The sequence below is a fragment of the Anaeromassilibacillus sp. D41t1_190614_C2 genome (assembly GCF_015558525.1).
Lineage (GTDB): Bacteria > Bacillota > Clostridia > Oscillospirales > Acutalibacteraceae > Anaeromassilibacillus > Anaeromassilibacillus stercoravium.
In genome coordinates, this window is the sequence record NZ_JADMOD010000006.1 from 38,138 (window position 1) to 60,847 (window position 22,710).

The 22,710-nt window shown below is 51.1% G+C and carries 17 protein-coding genes; 10 read left to right on the forward strand and 7 right to left on the reverse strand.

Going from position 1 to position 22,710, the window contains the following annotated elements; all coding sequences use genetic code 11:
- Positions 1-206: 206 nt before the first annotated feature.
- The gene (locus tag I2G69_RS06490) at positions 207-881 is read right to left on the reverse strand and encodes an alpha/beta hydrolase (RefSeq protein ID WP_195560447.1); all 675 of its coding nucleotides are present in this window, start codon (positions 879-881) and stop codon (positions 207-209) included.
- A gap of 371 nt (positions 882-1,252) precedes the next feature.
- On the opposite strand from I2G69_RS06490, the gene I2G69_RS06495 reads away from it, so the two are divergent.
- From I2G69_RS06495 to I2G69_RS06540, 10 genes are all read left to right on the forward strand, one after another.
- The gene (locus tag I2G69_RS06495; protein WP_195560448.1) at positions 1,253-2,380 is read left to right on the forward strand and encodes a restriction endonuclease-related protein; all 1,128 of its coding nucleotides are present in this window, start codon (positions 1,253-1,255) and stop codon (positions 2,378-2,380) included.
- On the forward strand, positions 2,370-5,453 hold the full coding sequence (locus tag I2G69_RS06500; protein WP_195560449.1) for a hypothetical protein: 3,084 nt from the start codon (positions 2,370-2,372) through the stop codon (positions 5,451-5,453). The genes I2G69_RS06495 and I2G69_RS06500 overlap by 11 nt, the downstream gene beginning before the upstream one ends.
- Entirely contained in the window at positions 5,443-7,935 is a 2,493-nt protein-coding gene (locus I2G69_RS06505) for a pPIWI_RE module domain-containing protein (protein WP_195560450.1), read from the forward strand. Before I2G69_RS06500 ends, I2G69_RS06505 begins: the two co-directional genes overlap by 11 nt.
- Positions 7,936-8,042: 107 nt before the next feature.
- The gene (locus tag I2G69_RS06510) at positions 8,043-11,198 is read left to right on the forward strand and encodes a DUF3427 domain-containing protein (protein ID WP_195560451.1); all 3,156 of its coding nucleotides are present in this window, start codon (positions 8,043-8,045) and stop codon (positions 11,196-11,198) included.
- Positions 11,199-12,224 carry a topoisomerase DNA-binding C4 zinc finger domain-containing protein gene (locus I2G69_RS06515; protein WP_195560452.1) on the forward strand — a complete coding sequence of 342 codons (1,026 nt, stop codon included), beginning with the start codon at positions 11,199-11,201 and terminating at the stop codon, positions 12,222-12,224.
- A 38-nt stretch (positions 12,225-12,262) separates the two neighbouring features.
- The gene (locus I2G69_RS06520; protein WP_195560453.1) at positions 12,263-12,595 is read left to right on the forward strand and encodes a (deoxy)nucleoside triphosphate pyrophosphohydrolase; all 333 of its coding nucleotides are present in this window, start codon (positions 12,263-12,265) and stop codon (positions 12,593-12,595) included.
- Between the two features lie 448 nt (positions 12,596-13,043).
- Positions 13,044-13,457 carry a hypothetical protein gene (locus I2G69_RS06525; protein ID WP_087242096.1) on the forward strand — a complete coding sequence of 138 codons (414 nt, stop codon included), beginning with the start codon at positions 13,044-13,046 and terminating at the stop codon, positions 13,455-13,457.
- On the forward strand, positions 13,457-15,262 hold the full coding sequence (mobP3, locus tag I2G69_RS06530; RefSeq protein WP_195560454.1) for a MobP3 family relaxase: 1,806 nt from the start codon (positions 13,457-13,459) through the stop codon (positions 15,260-15,262). The genes I2G69_RS06525 and mobP3 overlap by 1 nt, the downstream gene beginning before the upstream one ends.
- An 87-nt stretch (positions 15,263-15,349) precedes the next feature.
- On the forward strand, positions 15,350-15,604 hold the full coding sequence (locus I2G69_RS06535; RefSeq protein WP_195560455.1) for a type II toxin-antitoxin system prevent-host-death family antitoxin: 255 nt from the start codon (positions 15,350-15,352) through the stop codon (positions 15,602-15,604).
- Complete coding sequence (locus I2G69_RS06540) at positions 15,597-15,932, forward strand: type II toxin-antitoxin system RelE/ParE family toxin (RefSeq protein ID WP_195560456.1); 336 nt, start codon at positions 15,597-15,599, stop codon at positions 15,930-15,932. Before I2G69_RS06535 ends, I2G69_RS06540 begins: the two co-directional genes overlap by 8 nt.
- A gap of 324 nt (positions 15,933-16,256) precedes the next feature.
- Here the strand turns inward: I2G69_RS06540 and I2G69_RS06545 are convergent, their stop codons facing one another.
- The 6 genes from I2G69_RS06545 to I2G69_RS06570 all read right to left on the reverse strand — a co-directional run bounded on the left by I2G69_RS06545 (position 16,257) and on the right by I2G69_RS06570 (position 22,623).
- Positions 16,257-17,444, reverse strand: coding sequence for a tyrosine-type recombinase/integrase (locus I2G69_RS06545; RefSeq protein ID WP_195560457.1), 1,188 nt, complete (start codon positions 17,442-17,444; stop codon positions 16,257-16,259).
- Between the two features lie 187 nt (positions 17,445-17,631).
- A complete protein-coding gene (locus tag I2G69_RS06550) occupies positions 17,632-17,838 on the reverse strand; it encodes an excisionase (protein ID WP_442858886.1) in 207 nt (68 codons plus the stop codon).
- A 71-nt stretch (positions 17,839-17,909) separates the two neighbouring features.
- Entirely contained in the window at positions 17,910-18,872 is a 963-nt protein-coding gene (locus tag I2G69_RS06555) for a site-specific integrase (RefSeq protein ID WP_195560459.1), read from the reverse strand.
- 715 nt (positions 18,873-19,587) lie between these two features.
- Positions 19,588-20,754, reverse strand: a complete 1,167-nt coding sequence (locus I2G69_RS06560) for an ADP-ribosylglycohydrolase family protein (RefSeq protein WP_195560460.1) — start codon at positions 20,752-20,754, stop codon at positions 19,588-19,590.
- A complete protein-coding gene (locus I2G69_RS06565) occupies positions 20,751-21,938 on the reverse strand; it encodes an MBL fold metallo-hydrolase (RefSeq protein WP_195560461.1) in 1,188 nt (395 codons plus the stop codon). Before I2G69_RS06565 ends, I2G69_RS06560 begins: the two co-directional genes overlap by 4 nt.
- A complete protein-coding gene (locus tag I2G69_RS06570) occupies positions 21,919-22,623 on the reverse strand; it encodes a hypothetical protein (protein WP_195560462.1) in 705 nt (234 codons plus the stop codon). The genes I2G69_RS06565 and I2G69_RS06570 overlap by 20 nt, the downstream gene beginning before the upstream one ends.
- Positions 22,624-22,710: the final 87 nt, after the last annotated feature.

Sequence of the window (22,710 nt, forward strand, 5' to 3'; positions counted from 1 at the left end):
CCTGCAAGAGTCGTCAAGGAAACATACTCTCTTACAGGCAGCCTATCTGCCAAGAAGAAAAACGGTGATAACCCATTATTTTAATCCTTTCTGCTGTTTGGGCTATTGTACCTCTGTAGAGGGTGTTAAGCAAGTCTTTTCTCAACGGTAGGCGTATCAGTTTTTCACACGCCTAAACAAAGAATAAAAGACCTGCGGACTGCGGTCTATCTGTTCAGCAACCACTGAATGCCCGCCACCGTCCGTTCGATCCCCTGGACAAAGTGGTTTCCGGGATTCAGTTGGAACACTGTGTCAATACCTTTGCTCTGATAAAAATCCTGGATCTCCTCTGTATTTTCCTGAACTGTTTTCAGAACCGGATTGCGGGTCTTGGCCTCTTTGTCCCCCAGAGAGAAATATATGCAGTCTGGCCGGCGCTTCGGCTCGTGGGAGAAGATGTACTCTTTGAAGCCAGGAAACCACAAGGAGCCAGACATGCACCCCACCCGTGAGAACACATCTGTCTGGTAGATGGCGTACAGGGCGAATAACCCCGCCAAAGAGTACCCAGCAATTCCACGCCATGCTGGAGGCCCAGGCAGCTCTTTCTCTGCCCTGGGTATGATCTCTCCCATCAGCAGCCGCAGGTAGTCGTCTGCCCCGCCGGTGAAGGGCTCCCCCTTTTTGAAGGCAGCCGGACTGTCCCAAGGGGCCATGTCGTGGTTCCAGTCCAGATCACTGACGGACACCAGTGTGAACGGTGAGCAACCAGTGGCCTGTGCAGTCTCATATACCTTTTGGCTTTCATCGAGGAAGGTGTTGAGGTAGATAACCGGAGACTCTGATTCGCTGCACGGAAAGATAGAGATGGTCTTGTTATCTGTTGTAAAGGTACGCATATCTGCATCACTCAGTTTCTACTTATCAGATTTGTAAGTGTTTTTATCCTACGCTTTTATTGTACATCGTCGGGATGTGTCTGGAATGTTATAAAAAGTTCTTAATTTGTAAGGTGAGGTAATCCGGCATAAGTATTGGTCAGGATATGCAGCCCATGGTTTCAACCAATAAAAATTTGCTCTTGACAGCACCTGGATATTGTATATATACTAAGAGCGTACACGAGAAAAGTAAAGATGGTAGAGCCTACTGCATGTCATTACCTTATGGTGACATATATATGCTTAGGCTGAATTATTGTAACTATCGACGGTTCTCTTGTACGCGCAAGAGAACCGTTTTATTTTTGCCTAAGGCAGGAGGCCTCTGTATGGATGCGATATTTTTGCGGAAAACATTTGCGCTAATTGCGAAAGGATTAGTGGAGAAGGAGCAGCTTTTACAAAAAGAACCTACACGGTATCCTTACAGTAAAGCATTGCAGCATGGTATCAATATGTTTTTAGCTGCAAGCCATCAAATTGGTGGCATGCAGGATATAACACAATATGCGGACGAGGCTGCGTTCCTGAAATTTTTTATTACCAAGCCTGTTTTTGAATGGTTTGATAAATGGGTTCCCAATGGAATCGATTCTTTAAACTTAAAAGAAGAGCCATTTTATAGTTATGGGGCGTTAGCGTATCAACGGAGTGGAAATTTGTATAGTCCCAGTTCTGAATGCTATGAGTATTTGGAATCCCAGGACAATGATATCATGGACGGAACCGACGAGCGTGTCCTTTATGAGAAAATCATTGTTTTAGGGCAAGAAACTTACTGTCGGATCAGAAGATACATCATTGAGCATCCAATCATATCTATTGATGAGCGACGAGCCATGTCATTGGAATTGGCTGATGATCCAGCTACCATGGAGGCATTTCAATTTGCGTATGAAGAAATTTGGGAGGACAGTTATCGATGTCCCTGCTGTGGATGGACCATGACATATGGGAAGTACGGATATATCTGTCATTCATCTCACTGTGTGGACACAATCCCCAATCTGACCGATGATATGAAACTGGATGCTTCTGGTGGCGGGCTTTATCGTTTGAAAAAAGGTATCATGCGGTACTTTGCAGCGCCTGGCAAACTGGAACTTGATATCGTTGCGTTCTGCCAAAAGAAAAACATTCACTGGGTGCTGTGGCCTCAACTGGATCGATATGATGTAGAGATTCAATTTTCTGATGGAGAGGTGTGGGAAATTGATGCGAAAGCGTATCGAAATCCAATTGCGCTGCGAACAAAAATTCTGAACGACAATGGTTTCCCTACAGGGGATTATGCGAGAGGATATTATGTAATTCCCAATGAATACACGGCAAATCAGAAAAACTACACTACGATTATCAACCGCGCTTTGAAGAACCAAGAAAATGTAATGTGTGTGACATTGAGGGCCTTAAAGTCTGAAATCAGTAAAAAGGAGGCTGCGTGCCATGAAGAATAATGATCGGAATACCTGGTATGCACCTCTTTCTGCTCAGTTTCAGCTCATCGAAGAAGCCATGCCACTGTCTCGCTTTGCGGCTATTGAGGCAGTTTTATATTTACTGAGTTTAACCGCACCGGATGCCGATCCGACAAAAGCATATCTTTTATTTACGCAGTATCAACTGATTGGCACAACTCAATGTTCTAACATAGAACACACGCTGCAGCAGGCTCGATTCAAACTCGGATATTATCGCTCTCAAAAGTATTGGCAGGATGACTTGCGAGAATATCGAAAGAAGCGTTACGATGCAGTTCGCGCATTTTCCATTCAACAAGTGGATGAGAAGCGATCTTTCTCGAAAGCAATCGGGCCATATCCATATCCGTATGAAGAACGAGCAAAGGAATGGGTACTCTTTTGGCCGGAGCGCGTTGAAGATTTAAAGGCGCCCACTTATGCGGAAAGTGGAACCTACCGCTATATGTACAGTTTGGAAAGCGAGGATTCCGAAACTGTTCGTGTCAAACTGAATTGTGCAGGAGTAGATACTGCGTGGTCGATGCCAGTTGAAAAAAATTGCCGACCCCCTATCACGATTTCCATTAAAGAGCTGTTGAGTACTGCGGAAAAGATGGCTGAAATATGCCCAGGAGATCCTTGCTTCACAATTCTTAAGACAAATATTCTGAAGGAAGTTAACGGCTCCACCGTTCAACCATGTTCGGAACTTACAATCCGTGAAGTGGTCAACATGGTAGGTATGGTGGGTGCAGGTAAATCAACATTGATCAAGGTGTTGTCCTTCTGGTTCCATCAACATGGTCTGCGTATGGCTGTGGTTGTCGACACGGTTGCTGAGACGTTAAGCTTGCAAAAATATTTATCCTCCCTCGGAGTTGCGGCAAGTCCTCTGATTGGCCGCAGCGAGAGGATGAAATATATCAACCAAGTCTCACAACCAGATGAAATTTGTTTGCCTGCTTCATATTCTCAATACTTAACGCCTGCTTGTCTGATTGATGGAATGGATGAACAACATGATGCAGCGATTGTCTTTGGTAAAGAGCCATGCTATTCGCTCAAAAAAGGCAATCAGCATTATCTTTGCCCATATTTTGAGCAGTGTTCAGGAACAAAAATGCTTCGAGACTGTTATACGGCTTCGGTGGTAGTCACAACAGTTGCAGGCTTTGCAGCGTCGCGGGTCGGTACTGCACGGGAAACTTTTCTGGAATTGGCAATGCGTGATTTTGACTTGGTTGTATTTGACGAAAGTGACCGGGTTCAGAAAACACTGGATCATTTCTTCATGCCGGAAACCAGCTTTAATAACTATATTCGAGAGTGCGCCGAAGACTGCAGTGCATACATGAAATTAAGTAATAAGCATCGGGAAGAGAATTTAGCTGCACAGCGATATGATGAGATGCAACGCCAAAGTGTTACGGTACTAAGCTGTATTGTAAAATCCTTGCACCATGAACTGGGAACATGGAGAAAAATTACGTATGGTGATCCGTTCTCTGCCCTCACTTTGTTGGATGATCTATATCAGACAGAAACGGAATTTAAGATTCCTCATGCCGTTTATCAAGCAATTTATGACTTGATTGATATGCAGGACGAGGAGAGAATTCGGCAAAGCACCTTGTGGGCGGTACTGGACAGTTCCTGTAAGAGTACTGATGAGTTTTTCTTTGATTGGATGTATCAATTGTGGTTGACGGAACTCGGTGAGACTTTTTCACGACCTGAGAAAAATAAAGCAAGGAAGATCCAGGACGCCCGCATCAAACTGATTTTGCGCTTAATTTACTTCGACCACTTTATTCGTGGGCTGAGTGATGCGTATGAGGCCAGTCATGAAACTTCCTATGGGCAGAATGAGCTGTTTGGTTTTTTACAAACTCGCTTCCGGCAGCAACAGCATTTTCTTCCCTCTGCGTTGTGCGGCAACTTGTTTGGGCTGAAGAAAACGGATGAGGAAGATATCATTTTGTTCCGCCAATTTGCATTTGGAAGGAGCCTGATGAAGGACTTGCCCTATTTAAGGACGGATCAACATGGAAATCCTGCCGGTCCCCATGTAATCCTTTTGTCCGGTTCCAGCTGGGCAGAAGGTTCTTATGAGTACCATGTCAATCGGCCTGTGAACTACATTTTGGAAGCAGATGCCGAAAAAAGAATGTTCCTGGAAAAAACGCGCTTCTTTGAGTCCGGCTTTCTCGAACGTATCTCTGGTGCTGGAGATGATCAGAGGATGGCACAATTGCGTTCTGTCACACAAAAGGCAGTTGACTTGATTGTCAGAGAATATGAACGCAAAGCCGGGAAAATTTTGCTGGTTGTCAATAGTTATGCACAGGCGTTGGAAGTACAGCAGACACTGGAAACCGCCTTACGAAAAATAAACTGTTCGGCACGTACTTGCCGCATGATCTCCGATGCCATTAATGCTCCCAGCGGCGAAGACACAGTCCGTCGCGGAGAGGTCAGTCGCTTTGCGCAGATGAATGCAGATATTTTAATTGCGCCTGCAATGGCAATTGAGCGTGGACACAACATTGTAGATGAATATGGACATTCTGCGCTTTCGGCTGTGTTTTTTATGGTTCGGCCTATGGCTGTTCCGGACGATATTCAGCAGAAGGGCAGTAAACTGAACGGACTCGTAGAATCCCATTGTAAACGAGAAACTCAAGAATCTCTGTTTGCATATAATGCGCGAATTCGCCAATTTGCTGCACGGCAATGGAACAAAATGTGTAAGACCAAGGCTTTTGGCATTGCAGAACTGAGTGAGGACGAGAGAAAAGATGTAGTCGCTACCCTTTTCGTGCTGATTTTACAGATTTTCGGTCGATTGGCACGCGTTACGGATGTAAGCAGGCCTGCGCCGCATGTCTACTTTATTGACGGTGCATTTCGCCGCCGCCCTGAAAAAGCAGAGGATTTTGACTGCCTTTCTGAACTGGGTCAGTATCTGGAAAAGCTGATGACGCAAAAAGAAAGTTCCGAAATTGCTAAAACACTTTACGCCCCCTTCTATCAAGCTTACAGAAAGGATATATCCTATGAACAATAAAATTTATCCTTTGGCATATACACTTGCTCCAGGTCAAAGCTGTATCCTTTATTACCTTGGGTTTCCAGAACACTGGAAAGAGGCGTTACTGGAGATAGCGCGCAAAAATAACCCGCGTTTCAAGGATGAATATGGCCTTCCTACAAATGCGTTAAAAAAACTGGTAGAAAGCTGGATGGAGGGCGTTATTGCCTTGGCGCCGCTGAAAAAAGGCAGCATTGATGACCGGTGGCTTACTTCCTGCTCCCCCTATTCTGAGAAAGATATGCAAGCTCTTTGCGAACTGATTAAAGTTTGGGTGAAAGGAACTTATGTGACATCGCTCCGTGCTTCTCCAATGGCTTCACTGGTCAAAAAATTGGCTTCTGATTTTTGCAAAGAAATCAAGCCGGATGCATTTTTACCACTTCAAAGCAGCGCAACAGTCTTCCTCACCTTTGAAAATGGCACTGTGAGTGAAGAAGCGTATCAAGCGGTTCCGCTTTTGGCAATCAATCACTTGCTGGGGAAGGAAATTATTCTGCATGGGCAAACACTTCAGCTTTGCTACGTTACTAAAAATCAACTGATCAGCCGTCCGCTGTCCGATCCGAATAGTCAGCATCAATATTCTTTTGTGTTCGATTTTTCCGTGCAAACCACTCCTCCGCAGAGAAAGGCTCTACTTCTATGCCAAATGAGTATTCGGCGATGGGTTCCTGATGCTTCGAAAAAAGATCGTGCACCAATTTTGAAAGAAAATATCAATGCCCATGTCAAAGTTGGAGAAGAAAAATACTGTCAGGTTCAGATTGCGTACAACTATATCTCTAAAAAGGTAGATTGGAAGGGACAGGATAAGGAGTGTTATAACATTTGGGGATATGAGCCGTTGCCATCTGCCGAAGATATTCTGATGGATCCAGCGGCATACGCCGCCCACATTCTTCTCCCCTATAAAAATGGTATGTGGGGAATGAAGGAATCCAAAATTGGAATCGGAGTTTCGGTGGTGGACAAGGCTTCCCTCTACCAATCGATCTTTGATTTGTTGCGAGATCACGATATGGTATGTGAGCAGCCCGAGGCGACACGTATTTCCCTTAGAGGACAAAATTTTTCGTGTCTTCGGGATCCGCAGGGATATTCGGATTCAGAAGAATTCCGCCAGTGGGTGAAGAAGTGTGTTGAGACAGAAGAAATCAACTTTGAAATTTACGGTCTGTGGAACGATTTTGCGCAGCAAAAATTATTGCATCAAATCCAAGCCAAGATTGAACAGGATTTTGGCCCCAATACTCAGACATCCTGCCTGCAGATCCACTGTATATGCAAAGAAGTTGGAAGCTTGACCGACGCCATGGCGGATGATAGCACAAAAACGAAGATCCAATATTGCGATGAAATTGTAGATAAGATTGGTAAAACCGATGTCGTAACTGCGTGCATTTTTGTCCTGCCGGGGCGGGATCAGTATTCCAAAGGAGGGGATCCCAAGCAGGTGCTTCGGAATGCGTTTGCCCAAACAGGCCGTGTGGTACAGTTTATAACTCCAGAAGAAAATGAAGGGTACAGCAAAATTCAAAATGCGGTATATGACCTCTATCGTCAGCTGGGTGTTGTTACTTTGCTGGATCCGACCAAGGAGCTTCCGCCGCTGGCCAATACCCCTTGTATTGGGATGCATCTTTGTACACAGGTTCATGGTATTGCCAATAAAGCACGGTTTCTCCCTCTGTATGTCACCGTGAATATCCCTGAAGGGAAAACAACAGTTTATTGTGATGCTTTTTCCAAAAGAGGTGTTTCTTATAGAGAAGCCTGTCTGGAAATGGCCAAACTTTTTTGGGACAGTAATCTGGAACAGCGTTGTGTTGAAGCAAGTCGTGTACCTGCAAAGCAAAAACTGATTGAACTAAAAAATCATTTTTATAGCAAAAAGGACGGCGTTTTGTTGGTTGTGCAATCCGATGGAACAACACGGGCTCTATGGAGCGGAATTTCCGATAAAGAAATTGGCTACTATGATGTGATAGAGTCGTACTGCCCCACGGAAATCAATGTTGGAATGCCGAAAAGTCCATATAAAATGTCTCTTCTGGATTCCGGAGTGAGGATCATACGAATTCGAAGCAATCAGGAAGTCCCAGACTATTACACAGATCTTAGCAAAAAATCCACGGAGGAACGATTGCAATTGACTTCTTCCTCTGGCATATTCCAATACAGTGATGTATATTGGGGCATCCATGCGAAACCCAATGATCCCCAATACACAAGTAGCTTCAAGGCTTCAAGAATTGATCATCCTACGAAGCGGTTTGCCGAAAAGGACATGATTGAACTGTATCCTCTGCAACTTCAGCCAGGCGACAACGCAAAAAATTGGGTATTCTATACCAATGCATTGCGCCATATTCCCATCCAATATAATCAGTCGCTTGTCCTCCCTCTCCCGTTGCACTTAGCAGAAGGGTTGGAAGAATACCTGTTTGACGCATAAGGTGTGCTGAGTGATTGATGCTTGTAGAATGCTGGGAATGCAGGTATACTGGATACAAAATACGCCACTATTTTTCTATCTATAACCACGTAGAAAGAGTGACTGATATGTTGCAACCTGGTCTTTACGAACAAGTCATCAATACTGACCTGAACCGCGAGCTTTCGGAGATTCCCGACGCCCGCAAATCGGTTGCGCCCATCGACAAGGCAGAGGCATCGAAAGTACTGGCGCAGTATCTGGCGGATGTGGTACAGAAGGGCCTGGACAACGTACTGGACAACGGTGGAGACATCTCCACGCAGATTGGTCTCGCCAATAAGATCGTAGATCTCATTCAGAACACAACCCAAGAAGCTGACTTTGCCACGCTGAGTGTTGAGCAGCGGGCAGAGCAGCTTCTTGCGCTTTTACGGGAGCAGGACCCCCGGCTGGCCGTAGGTAAAACGGCTGCCGACCTGAGTCGGCCGGAAACCTCCATCGCCCAGAGCAGCCTGTTTACCGGGGCCATTCATGAGCCACAGATGTACACAGAGTTGAAAAAGGAGATTGTCTCCGCCGACCGCATCGATATGCTGGTGTCCTTCATCAAATGGAGCGGCCTGCGCCTCCTGATGGATGAGTTGCGGGAGTTTACCCAAAACGTAGGAGAACTGCGTATCATCACCACTTCCTACATGGGAGCTACCGATGTGAAGGCGATCGAGGAGCTCCGAGCATTACCGAACACCAGAATCAAGGTCAGTTACGACACCAAGCGCACCCGGCTCCACGCCAAGACCTATGTCTTCTACCGGAATACCGGCTTCACCACCGCCTATGTGGGCTCCGCCAACCTGTCCAACGCCGCCATCTCCAGCGGCCTGGAGTGGAATGTGAAGGTTACCCGCAGGGATCTGCCGGAGACCATTGACAAGATTGCCGCCACCTTCGAGAGCTACTGGAATTCCAGCGAGTTTGAGTATTACTCCGAGGATCAAAAGGAGCGGCTGGCCCGGGCACTAAAGGCGGAAAAATACTTCGATTCCAATAACGCCGAAGTCTACACCATGGACATCACTCCCTATTCCTACCAGCAGGAGATTCTGGACAAGCTGGAGGCGGAGCGTACTATCCGAAGATATACTCGTAACTTAGTGGTAGCAGCCACCGGTACTGGCAAGACGGTGATCTCCGCTTTGGATTATAAGCGATTTTGTAAGCAAAATTCCGGAAAACCCTGCCGTCTACTTTTTGTGGCCCACCGGGAAGAGATTCTGCGGCAGAGCCTATACACATTCCGTGCTGTTTTGAAGGACGCCAATTTCGGAGAGCTGTTCGTGGGTAATTACCGGCCGGAGAGTATCGACCACCTGTTTCTTTCCATTCAGACCTTCAACTCTCAGGATTTCACCGCCAAGACTGCCCCGGACTTTTATGACTACATCGTTGTGGACGAGTTCCATCATGCGGCGGCGCCTACATACCAAAAGTTGCTTTCCTATTACCAGCCCAAAATTCTTCTTGGTTTGACCGCCACGCCGGAGCGTATGGACGGCAAAAGTGTACTGCCCTATTTCAATAACCGGATTGCCGCGGAAATTCGTCTACCGGAAGCCATTGACCGCAAGTTGCTGTGTCCCTTCCAGTATTTCGGTGTCACCGACACGGTGGATCTGAACACATTGAAGTGGAGCGCCGGCGGCTACGATAAGGGGGAGCTTTCCAATCTATACACTCTCAGCGGAGCTGTGGCCAATCGCCGCGCCGATCTGGTGGTGTCCTCGCTCTTGAAGTATGTGACCGACATCGATGAGGTAAAGGGCCTGGGCTTCTGTGTTTCTATCGAGTATGCGGAGTTTATGTGTCACTATTTCAACGATTGCGGGATTCCGTCCATCTTTCTAACTGGAAAATCCTCCGATGAGGAGAGAAAAGCCGCCAAAGGGCGGCTGGTGAGTGGCGAGATTCGTTTCATCTTCGTTGTGGACATCTACAACGAGGGTGTTGACATTCCTGAGGTCAACACCGTGCTGTTCCTACGTCCCACCGAGTCCCTGACCATCTTCCTCCAGCAGCTGGGCCGTGGCCTGCGGCTTGCGGAGGATAAGGAGTGCCTGACGGTGCTGGACTTCATCGGCCAGGCCAATAAGAAGTACAATTTCGAGGACAAGTTCGCCGCCCTGTTGTCTAACACCACTCGCAGCGTGATCCGAGAAATTAAAGACGGATTCGTTTCTGCACCTAAAGGGTGTTATATACAGTTGGAAAAGAAGGCCGCCAAGTATATTCTGGACAACATTCGCGCCTCCTACGGCAATACTGCCGGGCTTGTATCTCGGGTAGCCAGCTTTACGGAGGACAGCGGTCTGGAGCTGACCTTGGCAAATTTCCTGGACTATTACCACTTGGACCCCAGGGCAATTTACAAGTTTTCTTCCTTCTCACGGATCTGCGCCCGGGCGGATACGATTGCAGATTTTAGCGAACCGCTGGAGGAGGTGCTCACAAAAGCCCTTGGTCGGCTGGCCGTTGTGGACTCCCGGCGATGGATCCGATTTTTGCTGGATGTGCTGCCCCGTCTGAACGATGTGGACTTCACAGCGCTGAGTGAGCTGGAGCAGCGGATGCTCCAGATGTTCTATGTGACCGTCTGGGGCAAGGTAGCAGAGAGTTGGGCATCCGATGAGGCGCTGAGCAACCTGCATGCTCTCTCGGGCAGTCCCGTACTGCTGGGCGAGCTTCTGGACCTGCTTCGCTACCGATACGAGCAGATCGATTTTATTGACGAGCCAGCAGAACTTGGCTTCGATTGTCCTTTGGATCTCCACTGCACCTACACCCGGGACCAGTTGCTGGTGGCGATGGATTTTCTGAAACCGGCGACGGTGCGCGAGGGAGTCAAGTGGTTGCCGGAAAAGCAACTGGATGTGTTCTTTGTGACACTGAATAAGGCAGATAAAGACTATTCGCCCACCACTATGTATCACGATTATTCTATCAATGAAAACCTGTTCCACTGGCAGAGCCAGAGCACCACGGCGGCGGACTCTCCCACCGGCCAGCGGTATATCCATCACCAGAAGCGAGGGAGCAAGGTGCTGCTGTTTGTCCGGGAATTCAAGGCGGACCGGATCGCAGGAGGCGCCGCGGCCTATACCTTCCTGGGAACGGCAAACTATGTGAAGCATGACGGGAGTCGGCCCATGAATATCACATGGAAACTGGACCGGCCTATCCCGGCGAAGTTTTTGAAGAAGACAAATAAATTGGTGGTGGGATAGATGATTAAAAGAAATCAACTGATTTATGCCATAAAAGATGGAGTGGCAACGAGTATCGAAAATGTCGAAAGTGGATTGAAATGTGGTTGTATATGTCCCTCCTGTGGTGAACCATTGATTGCAAGGAAGGGGGCAAAGCGGATGCATCATTTTGCCCATTATTCTGGCCACAACTGTGAGTATGGATATGAAACATCACTCCACTTAGCAGCAAAGGAGATTTTATCAAAAGCAAATCGAATTATGTTGCCCGCAGTATATATTCAATTTCCCAATTCGCCAAAGGCTCCTGAACTCTATTGCGAATCCAAAGAAATTGAAATTGAAAGAGTTGAATTAGAGAAACGCTTCCAAGATGTAATTCCAGATGTGGTCATATATGCTGGCGGAAAACAGCTATTTCTTGAAGTATATGTCACTCACGCCATCGATGATGTAAAGTTAAAGAAACTGAAAGAATCTGATATTTCCACTATTGAAATTGATTTAAGTCGAAAAGAACATTCAATTTCTCTGGAAGAGCTGCAAAATGTTTTGCTTGACGAAAGTGACGAAAAGAAGTGGGTGTATAACTCGGTAGCAAACAAATACTTGCAATATTTTTATGCAGCCGCAGACCAAAGAGATATTATTTCACGTGGATTTGCACTCCATGTTGATAATTGCCCAATCGAAGCACGAACTTGGCATGGCAAGCCATATGCAAATTATATTGACGATTGCCATGGTTGCAAGTATTGTATTTCATATCAATTCGAGGGCAGGATGCTCTGCTCCGGGAGAAAACGTGTTGCTACTGTAAAAGATTTTCACATTTCAGAAGATGAGCGATTGAAAATAAGTGATAAAGAAATATTAGAGCGCAAAAGCAATTCTTTTACAAAGTACATTTGTCCTAATTGCGGCGGGAGATTGGTCGAGAGAAATGGACCATTTGGAACATTTTGGGGATGTAGTAATTATCCACATTGTAGATTTAAGGCATCTCCAGACCCCCAAACAGGTGAAATAGAATTTGGCTCATAAGATTTTAATATTCGACTATATGATTGGGTGTGAAGCATTTGGCTGTTGAAGTGGTCGCGGCCCTGATTTGGGACAACGATAAATTTATGATCTGTCAACGTCCGGCCCATAAGAGCCGTGGCCTTCTCTGGGAGTTCGTTGGAGGCAAGGTGGAACCCGGAGAAACAAAGGAACAAGCTCTTATTCGGGAGTGTCGGGAGGAGCTGGCCATTACTCTGGATGTGGGCAATGCATTTATGGACGTGGTCCATGAATATCCGGATTTAACCGTTCATCTAACGCTGTTTCATGCTAAGATCCAGGAAGGTATCCCCCAGAAACTGGAGCATATCGAAATGCGGTGTTCCAGATGTTTCAGTGCGGCGAGATGATGCGCCGGCATCTGGTGTCCGGGCCGGAGGAATACTGCCGAATCTTTCTGCCGCAGCACACCGTTCCCTGCAGCAAGCGGCTTCCCCTGTGTAACGGCCTGTGAGGGGCTGTGTGCCCTCTTTTGGGGCAGGGCAGAGTCCCTGCCCCACCTGGGGCTTTCAGGGCGGATTTGGCCCGTTGTTCCACCGCTGTGGAGGAGGCCTATCCGGGGAATTTGCCGCCCCATAACTGGTTTACGGAGGACGAAAGGAAAAGCAGGAGAAAGCCCTGGCGCTTTTATGGCGCCTGGGCGGTCACTTCCGCCCGCAGTGCGGGCGGTTTCAGGGGTTGGAGTTGGCGCTGTTCCGACTAACCCGATTTGAGATTGGCGCTGTTTTTTCTCAAAAGCCGCCTGAATCCCCGCTGTGACAGGCTTTCGGGCGGCGCTGATGCAATAAGGAGAGGATTTTGAATTTGAAAAAGGAAAATAAGAAACATTCCGTCTGGCTCAGTAAATCCGCCTGGACCGAGGTGGAATCGCGCTACCAGCAAGATAACTGCTCCACCAGAAATGAATTTATCGAAAAGGCCATCCGTTTCTACTCCGGTTACCTGGACGCAGAATCTGCCGATGCTTACCTGCCCCGGGTTCTCGCCGATGTGCTGGAAGGCAAGCTGAATGCATTCGGTAAACGGATGGGACACCTGCTGTTCAAGCTGTCGGTGGATCAAAACCTCATGGGGAATATCCTGGCCGCCGACATAGAGATCGACCCGGATCAGCTGCGGAAAGCTCGCGTCCGCTGTGTCAAAGAGGTAAAGGAGACCAACGGTGAGATCAGTTTCGAGGACGCTGTCCGCTATCAACAGGAGGCCGAGTGATGCCGGGGTTGATCCAGAAGTCGGGCTACATCAAGCCGGGAAACGGCGGCGGACACTACGCCGAATACATCGCCACCCGGGAGGGCGTGGAGCTGATCGAGGCTCCATCCCCCTCCCATGACGGCGGCGGCTACCTGGAATACATGGCCCAACGTCCCCGCTCTCACGGTCTGTTCTCCGCCGACGGTCCTGCCGATCTGGAGAACACCATGGAGGAGATCAACGGGCACACCGGGCCGGTGTGGACCTTCGTCTACTCCCTGAAACGGGAGGACGCCCACAGGCTGGGCTATGAGAACAGCGAGAGCTGGCGGAAGCTCCTGCTGGCCCACCAGACGGAACTGGCTCAGGCCATGAAAATTTCCCCGAAAAATTTCCGCTGGCGGGCCGCCTTCCACGATGAGAAACACCATCCCCACATCCACATGATGGTCTGGTCGGCGGACCCAAAGCAAGGATTTCTAACAGAAAAGGGCATCGAAAAAATGCGCTCCCAGCTGTCCAATGAGATCTTCCGGGACGAACTGCTGTCTCTCTACCAGAAGAAAGATCTGTCCTATCAGCAGGTGAGGGACGCCGCGATAGAGGCCATGGGGCGGCTCATTCGGGAGATGGAGACAGGCCTGTGCCATAGCCCGGTCATCGCAGAGCAGATGGAGACGCTGGCCGGGATGCTGGAGGAGCACAAAGGCAAGAAGGTCTACGGCTACCTGAAGAAGCCGGCAAAGGCCCAAGTGGATGCCATCGTGGATGAACTGGCCAAGGTTCCCGAGGTGGCCGAGTGCTATGAACAGTGGAATCAACTCCGGGACGAGCTGGAGCGTTACTACAAAGACTCCCCCAGAGAACACCTGCCTCTCTCACAGCAGAAGGAGTTCAAAGCCATCCAGAACATGGTCATCGGGGAGGCGGAGCGGCTCCGGCTGGGCACGGTTACCTTCGAGGACGCCCGCATGAGAGACGAGGTGGATGAGGACCAGGATGCGGTGTACTTCGCCTGGAACTCCAACTGGCGGATGGCTGAGGTCTACCAGAGCGCCAAGGAGGTACTGGAGGAGTATGAAAATCCAGAGAGCGAAAAGGCGGAGCAGGTGCAGGTGCTGGAACGGCTCTGGCAGAGAGGGTTCTCTCTGGCCGCCTATCAGCTGGGCAAATGCTGGCGGGACGGACGAGGCGTTCTCCCCGATGATGAGCAGGCGGAACTGTGGTTCCGGCGGGCGGCGGACGCAGGATATGACTTCGCCCAGTACGCGCTGGGAAAGCTCCTGCAAGGCCAAAGCCGAACGGACGAGGCGGTATCCTGGTATGGAAAAGCGGCGGCGCAGGGGAACTCCTGCGCCGCCTACCGCCTGGGAAAGCTGTATCTGGAGGGGAAAGATGTCCCGAAAGACGTGCTCAAAGCGGTGTCCTATCTCACCGAGTCCGCCCAGCAGGGCAACCAGTACGCCCAGTACGCTCTGGGAAAGCTGTACCTTACCGGCCAGGGCATCAAACAGGACCGGGAGCGGGCCTGGGCGTATTTCTATGAATCGGCAGAACAGGGAAACGAATACGCCGACTTCTTTCTGGAGCACTTCGATCAGGCGCGCAGGCCCAATGTGTTCCTGTCGGCCACCCGGCTGCTCCACCATCTGAGTCAAATCTTTCGTGACAACTCGGTGCCCCCTGCCGCCCCGGTAGGACAGCAGGTGGACCGAAAGCTGCGGAGGAAAATCCGGGAAAAGAAGATCGCCATGGGCCACAAGCCGGATGACCATGAGGAAGCTCCCCGGCAGGATATGGGCGGCATGACCATGGGGTGGTAGCAATCGCCAACGAAACCGCAGTAAAAAATGCCGTTGAATTTTACAGCAGATCGAGGTATACTAAGGGCAAGAAAGGGGCTGAATACCATGCCGAACATCAAACCCATCTCCGATCTGCGTAATTACACGGAGGTCCTGCGTGACGTGGCAGTGGGCGCACCGGTTTTTCTAACGAAGAATGGCCGGGGCCGCTACGCCATCGTGGACATGCAGGACTATGAGCGGACACAGGCCACCCTCCGGCTGATGAACGAGCTGGCCAAGGGCCGCAAGTCCGGGGAAGAGAAGGGCTGGTTGACGCTGGAGGCCGTAGAGGAACATCTCGGAATCGCAGATGAATAACCTGCATTTATCCGACGAGGCGCAGGCTGATTTGGCCGGGATCAAGTTCTATATCGCAAAGAATTTGGAAAATCCCAGCGCGGCGATCTCCACGGTACGGAACATCACAAAGGACATCCGCAGGTTGCGAGAGCACAGTCTGATTGGTGCGTCCCTGTCCTCGATTGCCGATGTCGAGAGTGATTATCGTTTCCTTGTGACCGGCAGTTACCTCACTTTTTACCGAGTTCTTGACAACGATGTCTATGTGGATCGTGTGCTCTACGGCCGCCGGGATTATCTTCGCATCCTCTTTGGAGATGTGCAGGACGACGAAACAAACGAATAGAGACAATCTTCTCCATAGTGAGAAACGATTTGTCACCGGAACCGTCTGCAGAGATGCAGGCGGTTTTTTCTATGGCAGGCATATCAAAATCTGGACCGCAATACAAAGATAAAATCCTGCCCGCAGATGATAACTTTCTGATATATTAAGTTGTTCCCTCTTATCCTCCCAGACACAAAGTTCGTCTAAAATTGTGCCGGTTTTATCGCTTTTTGGCATTTTTCAGAACTTTTCCGATTTTGTCGGTTTTTCTCCCCTCCGTAACTCTACACCATTCTACGCAGATTTACACCAATCTGGTGTAAATCCGGTGTATGCTTCCGGCTACGCAAGGCCCTTTTCAGGGGCCTTTTCCTTGCTGACAGCCTGCGCCATCTGCTCGGCGGCACGTTCATAATTGATGTGGGTGTAGGTGTCCAGCGTGGTGGAGATCGTCGCGTGTCCCATCAGATACTGCAACGACTTTGCCTCGATCCCGGCGGCGGCAAGCTCCGTGCAGAAGGTGTGGCGGTACACATGGGGCGAGATGGGCGGGAGCTTGCTGTCCGGGTGCAACCTTTGATACCGCTTCACCGCCCCCCGGATCTCGTTTTCGATATGCTGGGCTACCTTTGGATTTCCGTTCTTGTCCAACATCAGAAAGCCGCTGTACCCGTCCACGATCCGCTCCACCTTGACCTTCGGGCGATTGGCGATCATGTTCTTCAAACTCTGGTACACCTCGTCCGTCATGGGGATATACCGCTCTCCGCTGGCCGTCTTGGGCTTGCCGATGTAATAGGTGCCGTCCCGCTGGCGGCAGAGCTGGTGCTCCACCCTGATCCGGCGGTTTTCAAAATCCAGATCGTTCCTCGTCAAGCCGCAGAACTCGCTGACCCGGAGCCCCGTCCCCAGCAGCACCACAAACTCGTCATAGTACTTCTGATAGACTTCGTCCGTTCTGATGAACTCCATCCACGCCTCCCGTGTGTCCTCCGGGAGCGCCGCACGCTTCTTCGTGTCGTTGGGGATCACGTCAGACAGGTTGAAATCAAAGGGGTTCCGGCGGATCACGTCCTCGTTATAGGCCATCTTGAAAGCGGGCCGGAGGACGCTGCGAATGCTCCGGATCGTGCCGTAGGATCGCCCATCCTGGTACAGCTTGATTACCCACGCCTGTACGTCAGACTGCTTGATGTCCCGGATCTGCCGGTACCCGAAATCCTCATTTCTCAGAATGCCGAGAATGTAGTCATAGACGACTTTGGTGCTGTAACGGGCCCCCTGCTTCAAGCTGACATACCGCTCCACCAGGTCAATGACCGTGGCTTTTCCGGCGGCGTAGTCGATCCCGTCGTTGAGCTCCTTCTGGATCGTCTGCTCCTTGCCCCGCAGGTCCTCCAGGGTGCGGGCGTAGACGCAGACACGCTTGCCCCTGACGTCGGTGTAACGGTACATATAGGTGCCGTCCTTGCGCTGGCTTTCTCCAGCCCGCAGGACACGGTTTTTGCTGTCTTTTCTCCTTTCGGCCATATAAATCGCTCCTTTTCAAAAGGAGCCCTGACAGGGGATATTATACCACAACGGCGGCAGCCGGGGTGATATAATGTGCCATATTTTTCGGTTGCCCCGTAAGGGGCGAGAAAAATGGCTCAAATTGAATGTAAAATAGCCGCAGGGCGGCTATTTTACCATATCAGGGCCCCAATTGCCACTACAGCTAGACAGAATACAGAGTTTCCAGATACTTCTCGAAGGCCTTGCGCTTGATGAGCCGCTTATTGCCCACCCACAGCACATAGGGACAGTCATCTGTATCCGTCAGGGCCCGAATCCTGTTGATCCCGATCCCGTAGTAGGCCGCCGCTTCCTCCAAAGAGAGATTTGCTTTTTCCCAAATAGGAACCGTCAGCACGGAAATCACCACCTTTCTCAAAACTCCCGAAAAACTCAGGTAGCTTATCATAGGCAAGCGTTTTCCAGACTATCAGGGGACGGCTACTCCGTATAGTTGTAGTGAGAAAAGACGATCTCCAGGCGGTTGTGACCCATGGCCCCACTGACGGCTGCGACCACCTGAGTAGGGTGCCCCCGGTAGGTGTCGCCGCAGTGCTTGTCCCGTCCAGAGAGATGGATATAGTTCTGAGGACTCAGGTCACCGCCAAACCAGGGTTTTCCCCGGGCCTGCTCCTGTTCCAGCTGGCGGAGCAGGGCGGCGCAGTACTCAGCCCGGAAGCGGTGGTTGTCGATGTGGCTGTCATAGGCCGTAAACAGGGGCCTGGCGGCTTCCTGGGCCTTGTCCACGATGGAGGTCACCCGCTCCTTAAAGTCGTTGAGAACGGGCGCTACACGTTCCTTGCCGCCCTTTTCCACCAGCCTGATCCCCACCACCTGGCCCTGGCTGTTGCGGACACAGTCATTAGGGATGATCCTGGTAACCGAGGCACGGCGGCACCCGCAGGCCCTGGCAACGGTGATCTGATCCTGATATTTTGAAAACCGCCGCCTGTCGTTCTCCGTCTCCTCCCGGCTGCGGGTGATCTCTGACTTCTTACGGGAGCGCAGACCCAACTCCTTCTTGGAAAGATCAAAACCCAGCGCCTTGTTGATGGCGGCCATGTCCCGGCTCACCGTCCAGGGGGACAGCCCCTTGGTCTCCCGCTCCAACAAGTAAGCGGCGGCATGGGCCCTGGTGATTTGAGCGGCATTTTTCACCTTGTGGGCGGCACACCACTCCGCGAAAGGTTTCATAGCGGCCCGGTAGGTCTCCATGGTGCCGATACTAAAAATCCCGTCCACCTTGGCCGGGTTATAGCCCTCCAGAGTTCCGTGTTCTTTTATGTACGCTTCCCGTGCAACTTGCTTGGCCTCGTGCTTGCTTTTGCCGAACCGTGCCAAGTCTGACAGCCGGTGTTGCAGGCCGCCGAAGATCCGTTTTGCCGCCCCTTTCAGTTTCTTCATACAGGTTCCCCCTTCCAGGCATGACAAGTAACCGTGCGTGCATTTCATGCCCGCCCGTTTACTTGCCGCCCTCCCACTCTAAAAAGTGAATTTTCACGCGAAATTCAAAAGCAAAAGGTGTGTTGAGACAAGCGCGTTTTTTCAGATGGTTGCGCTTCCATCATGGGGCCGTTCCCGTGCCCGTTTTCCCGGCCGGAGCCGGGAGGAACGGGACACGGCAACGGCTTTGGGGGTGTATCGCCCCCACCGTCAGCGGTTTCCGCCGGGAAACCGCATGACCCTCGTTGTCCTGGGGTTCTCTGTCCCTCCACGGCTGGCTGCCGTGTGGGGTGGATCGCCCTGCCGTCTCTGCACCTTTGCTTTTGCTGGAACCTGTTGCTTGTAATACCCTCCTTTTTGACTTCCAAGATTGTACGGCACCCTGCCGCCTTGGTGTTGATGTAGCCTGTTGTAGATTACGATACAGAATCGTACCTGTTTTCGATATGCCTTTTTTCGTCTTTCCTCGATTGACTGACTTACTATATGTGAATTCTCAAAAAAATATCAGCCTATCATAAAAATTTCTTTAATTGAAGCGACATTCGCACATTATCTCTGCCTCCTTCTCCATTTCCCATGCTGTTCGATGGATAGCGCCTTTCGTCCATAAAAAAGCGTTTGGCTCACTTTCAGCAAGCCAAACGCTCTGTGGCATTTCCCAATAGAAAATACTTCAGTCTATATTTTTCGGTATGTAAGTTGCGGTATTATACTTAGCGTCCCAGAGGGCCAGCTCTGGGATTCCCGGTTCCGGTTCTGATACCGGTGCTCCCGATGTACGAACCAGCGGCGGGAGCCGTTTTCCATAAGAGGGAGGAATACCCTGGCACAGATCATCCGCCAGTTCCAGAAGCACAGATCTCAATTCCAGATGCTCCAGGTATTTAGACGGAATACCTGTAAGACCAAGCCGTGGCCCCAGCAGGTTCCCTGTCACCGCTCCGGTGGAGTCGCTGTCTCCGTCGTGATTCACCGCCGCAATCAGGGCCCGGTCGAAGTCATTTTCATGTTTCAAAGCACAGTAAACGGCAATGGCCAGGGTCTCCTCCGCCACCCAGCCCTCACCCAATTCCTGGATCGCGTCGGCATCCTCCATGTCCTTTCCGGACAGGCAAATGGCCTTCTGTACCAGATCGAGCAGTTCCAAGAGATGCTGCGCTCCAGCAAACTCCCGACCCGCCCACTCCAGACCGCCCTGTACTGCATCCAGGATAGAATCCGTCTCCCCGTGGGCCAGGGAACTGACGCAGTAGCCCAGAACCCCGGCGGGGATGTACCCCAGTTCATGGCCGTGGGTGAGCGCGGCCAGCTGGGCGGCCAACCGTCCGGCGCCGTCCGGCTTCGTCAGCCAGAGCCCAGCCGGCGCCACCCGCATGATGCCGCCGCATCCCTTGCTCCGGTTGATGGGCCGTTCCATCGTCCCCTTGGCTCCCTGGGCAATCGCATCCAGGCAGGTATTGCCCGGAGCCCGGCGCTGATACAGCTCCGGGACGTTCATGAGCCATGCGGTGTGATCGTGCGATCCCGGACAAACGGGCTCCCGCTGGGTTTTCAGCCAGTCCCGATAACAGGCGGCCACCGCGCCTGTGACAGAGCCGCCGCCCGGTGCGCCGATCCTCTGACGGGTTTCTGAGAATAACAGGCCGTTGGCGGTGAAGAGGGTCATCTGGGTGTCATCAGAGATCTGCGCCATATCGTTTTGCAGGGTATAGCTTGTAATACCGGCGGACCCATACTGCTCCCGAATATCTGTCAAAGAGAGAAACTCTACCGGATAGCCCAGGGCGTCCCCCGCCGCGCCGCCCAGCAGACAGCCGCGGTATCGATCCAAGTATTTCATGTGGTACCCTCCTTCTCAAACCAATCCGGACAAAGGGTGTGAACGGCAATGATTTCCTTTGGATGAACCCGATCCAGCAGCTGCCGGATCTCTTCCGGCGTGGCGTGTCCGCTGCTGTGGAGCGTCACCTCTTTGATCCCCATTTCCCGGCACCAGGACAGGAACTCGGACATCTCCGGCTTCTCCCGATAGCCGCTCCACAGAGAATAAAACAGTACGCTGTCTGCGAGGGGGAGACGCTGCCCAAGGTTTTCCATCCACTTCCGCATGGAGGGCCGGATACAGATCACGCTGCCCGCCGGGATGTGGGCTCGTCCGATCCTGGCGCTTCCATAGCCGCAAAGCCGCTGATAACGTGCGCTCTCCGCCGACGCACTGGATGGCAGAAATACCCGCACGTTGGAAAATTGGCCCGGCTGGGGGATGCTGGGCCCGGCGGCGGCAGCTACTTCCGCCTGATACAGATCCTCCAGAAAGATGCGGCTGCTCCGCTTTGCCGCCCGATAAAAGGTCACCAGCCGATCCAGATTTGTGGCAGCCTGCAAGACAAAGACTGGTCCCTGGCAGCGGTTCATCCAAGCTACCGCGCGATTTTCTAATTCTTTCTCACTCCAGACCTCCTGACCTTGGCGGGAGAGGTTGGTTCCCTCACACACCAGAAAATCCACCTGCTCCGGCAGCCGCCGCAAAAGAGAGGAAAAGGACTTGCGTCCGTGGCCCCGGAAGTCCCCGGTGTACAGCAGGAACTGCCCATCCCCCTCCACCAGGAGCATATAGCTGTCAAAGGCGGAGTGGTCGCACAGGTAAGGCGTAACGGTCAGTGCCCCCACCCGGATTGGCTTCCCATGTTCCAGAAATCCGGCCGGGTTCAGCGTTTTTCGGCCCAGATAGTCATTGGCAGCCCGCAGTACCTTCCAGGCCCGGCGGCCCAGATAGAGGGGGATACTCGGGTGGGCCTGTTCCGCCAGCCCCATGTGATCCCGGTGGGTGTGAGTGAGGAAGACAGCGTCACAGCCGCCGCTTCTCGTCAGCCAGGCGGCCTGGGGTGGGATGTCCGCATCCCCCTCCAGCGTCTCCCCGGCATCCAGCAGGATCTTCGTGCCGCCGCAGACTACCTGGATCAGATTGCCGCCGATCTGGTTCGAGCCGCGGAGGACCGTGATGTTAAACCCTTTTGTATTCACGGCAGTTGTATCCGTCCCGTGTTCGTTCCAGGAGAAAGACCCGTACATCACAAGCGTCCATCAGGGCGGCAAGGTGTGGCCTGTGAGCATCCAGCTCTTGGTGCTGCTGGCTTTCACTGAAGATCAGGAGCGCCGGTACCACAATGCGGATTGCTCGGCTGCCCAGAAAATCCCTCACCAACTTGTCTCGGTCGACAAGTAGCCAGTAGGTCAGGATTTCCAGTACACAACGCAACAGAGTATCTTTTGCATCCCACCGTTTTAGTTCTAGAAGGTAGAGAGTAGATCCATCATCTGAGATTAAGTCAATGGCACCGGCACCGTCTCCTCTCACAGAGTTGAGTGGAATCTGATAATCCAGCACCTCACCCAGACTGTCCGGGAAGTGTTGAATATTCCGCAGCTCATAGGCGATGTGTTCTTCTACTCGGTTGGATGCCGTATTTCGAAATACTCCGTTATGGGTGGATGTTACATAAGACTTTCTTCTGGTGATGCGGTGAATCGTCTCAAACGATTCCGGATAAGACAGAAGAAACTCCGCCACGATTTCCGTACGCAGTTCGCCGGAATCCGGGATAATTATGTCCTTTTGCGTGACCACATCCTCTCGATACAGCCGCTGCATCCCATTCTGTTTTATATCGTGAAGTGTCTGTAAAACCTCATTTTTTGTGCTCCACATTAGAATACCCCCTATTTCCTGCTGAAATCCAGTTTTCCCGTCCAGTGAGTATACTGCGGACAGTGCCCGGAAAAACTTCCCGGCATG

Bases quoted from the DNA above. Each gene is read 5' to 3' on its own strand.
- I2G69_RS06540 (WP_195560456.1), top strand. From the start codon at position 15,597: ATGAATAACCTGCATTTATCCGACGAGGCGCAGGCTGATTTGGCCGGG.
- I2G69_RS06545 (WP_195560457.1), bottom strand. From the start codon at position 17,444: ATGGCCGAAAGGAGAAAAGACAGCAAAAACCGTGTCCTGCGGGCTGGA.
- I2G69_RS06535 (WP_195560455.1), top strand. From the start codon at position 15,350: ATGCCGAACATCAAACCCATCTCCGATCTGCGTAATTACACGGAGGTC.
- I2G69_RS06570 (WP_195560462.1), bottom strand. From the start codon at position 22,623: ATGTGGAGCACAAAAAATGAGGTTTTACAGACACTTCACGATATAAAA.
- I2G69_RS06510 (WP_195560451.1), top strand. From the start codon at position 8,043: ATGTTGCAACCTGGTCTTTACGAACAAGTCATCAATACTGACCTGAAC.
- I2G69_RS06515 (WP_195560452.1), top strand. From the start codon at position 11,199: ATGATTAAAAGAAATCAACTGATTTATGCCATAAAAGATGGAGTGGCA.
- I2G69_RS06505 (WP_195560450.1), top strand. From the start codon at position 5,443: ATGAACAATAAAATTTATCCTTTGGCATATACACTTGCTCCAGGTCAA.
- I2G69_RS06500 (WP_195560449.1), top strand. From the start codon at position 2,370: ATGAAGAATAATGATCGGAATACCTGGTATGCACCTCTTTCTGCTCAG.
- I2G69_RS06490 (WP_195560447.1), bottom strand. From the start codon at position 881: ATGCGTACCTTTACAACAGATAACAAGACCATCTCTATCTTTCCGTGC.
- I2G69_RS06560 (WP_195560460.1), bottom strand. From the start codon at position 20,754: ATGAAATACTTGGATCGATACCGCGGCTGTCTGCTGGGCGGCGCGGCG.
- I2G69_RS06555 (WP_195560459.1), bottom strand. From the start codon at position 18,872: ATGAAGAAACTGAAAGGGGCGGCAAAACGGATCTTCGGCGGCCTGCAA.
- mobP3 (WP_195560454.1), top strand. From the start codon at position 13,457: ATGCCGGGGTTGATCCAGAAGTCGGGCTACATCAAGCCGGGAAACGGC.
- I2G69_RS06495 (WP_195560448.1), top strand. From the start codon at position 1,253: ATGGATGCGATATTTTTGCGGAAAACATTTGCGCTAATTGCGAAAGGA.